The sequence below is a fragment of the Amycolatopsis sp. SID8362 genome, assembly GCF_010550475.1.
GTDB lineage: Bacteria > Actinomycetota > Actinomycetes > Mycobacteriales > Pseudonocardiaceae > Amycolatopsis > Amycolatopsis eburnea.
The window spans coordinates 1-1,408 of record NZ_JAAGNB010001688.1; the positions used below are offsets into that span (position 1 = coordinate 1).

The following is a 1,408-nucleotide window of genomic DNA, read 5'->3' on the forward strand; positions in this document are numbered from 1 at the left end:
GTGGTCCTGGCCGCGGCGGACCCGGCCCAGCCGTACGGCGCCGCCCTCCCCTGGCCGGCGGCCACGGGCGACACGAAACACCGTCCGGCGCGCAAAGCCGGGGCGCTGGCGGTACTGGTGGACGGGGTCCCGGCCCTGTACGTCGAGCGAGGAGGCCGGTCACTGCTCAGTTTCACGGAGGAACGCCAGCCCTTGTCGGACGCGGCCCAAGCGCTGTCGGCCGCGGTGCGCGAGGGCTGGCTGGGTCAGCTGGCCGTCCAGCGCGCGGACGGCGAGCAGGCGCTGACGTCGGAGCTGGCGGAAGTGCTGCGGGAAGCGGGTTTCCGGGCCACGCCCTCGGGTCTGCGCCTCCGGGCCTAAGCTGCCAGTCCGACACCGCACGAAGGATGTTCTGCTCATGGCGATGCGCGAACTGCGCTATTTCGGCGACCCGATCCTCAAGTCCGTCTGCGACCCGGTCACCGTGTTCGACGAGAAGCTCGCGGCGCTCGTGCGGGACCTGGTCGACTCGGTCAAGCCCGCCGGGCGGGCGGGGCTCGCCGCCCCGCAGATCGGCGTCGGGCTGCGGGTGTTCAGCTACGACGTCGCCGGGCTGACCGGGTACGTCATCAACCCCGAGATCGTCGAGCTGTCCGAAGAGACGCACGAAATCAGCGAGGGCTGCCTGTCCGTGCCGGAGCTGTGGTTCCCCACCCGGCGCGCCAAGCACGCGAAGGTCCGGGGCGTCGACGTCCACAACGAGCCCATCGAGGTCGAAGGCGAAGACGTGCTGGCCCAGTGCCTCCAGCACGAGACCGATCACCTCGACGGCGTCCTCTACCTCGACCGGCTCACCGCCGAGCGCAAGAAGTCCGCCCTGCGCGAAGCGCGGGAAAAAGACTGGTTCTGGAAGCGTTAGGCGGGCAGGAACAGCCGGAGCTTGGCGCCGTCCTCGACGGCGCGTTCCGTCCGCAGGCCGGCCCGGGCCGCCGTGCGGGGCAGGACGTCGTCGCCGGTGAGGGAGTCCGCCGTCAGCTCCGTGATCCCCTGGGCTTCCGCGAGGACGGCGAGCCGGGCCAGCAGGGCCGTGCCGATGCCCTGCCGCTGCCAGTCGTCCTCCACCAGCAGGGAGATCTCGGCTGTGCCCGAAGCGTTCGGGATGAGCTGCGCCAGGCCGATCACCTCGCGGCCGAAGACCGCCAGCACGCTGGTTCCGCGCGGGGGCACGAGCAACCGGTGCAGCCAGCGGCGCGGGACCGTCCGCACGCCCGAGTGGTAGCGCCGGAAGAGTGTCGCCATCGAACAACGGCGGTGCAGGTCGGCGACCGCGTCGGCGTCGCCGGGGACGCCTTTGCGCAGGACGATCGCGGCGCCGTCGGGGCGGTCGAGCACGACCGGGCCGGCCGCGTTCCGGGCCGCCGCGGCGAGC

The 1,408-nt window shown here is 72.5% G+C and carries 3 protein-coding genes; 2 read left to right on the forward strand and 1 reads right to left on the reverse strand.

The window, feature by feature from the left end:
* Together G3I65_RS51915 and def are read left to right on the forward strand one after the other, a co-directional pair.
* Positions 1–360: hypothetical protein (locus G3I65_RS51915; protein WP_160703428.1), on the forward strand; the 360-nt coding region annotated here is incomplete at its 5' end.
* Between the two features lie 37 nt (positions 361–397).
* Complete coding sequence (gene def, locus G3I65_RS51920; protein WP_160703430.1) at positions 398–898, forward strand: peptide deformylase; 501 nt, start codon at positions 398–400, stop codon at positions 896–898.
* On the opposite strand, the gene G3I65_RS51925 is transcribed toward def, so the two are convergent.
* Positions 895–1,408, reverse strand: a 514-nt coding sequence (locus G3I65_RS51925; protein ID WP_160703432.1) for a GNAT family N-acetyltransferase, incomplete at its 5' end; no start/stop codon positions are given. The two genes, def and G3I65_RS51925, sit on opposite strands and share 4 nt — an antisense overlap.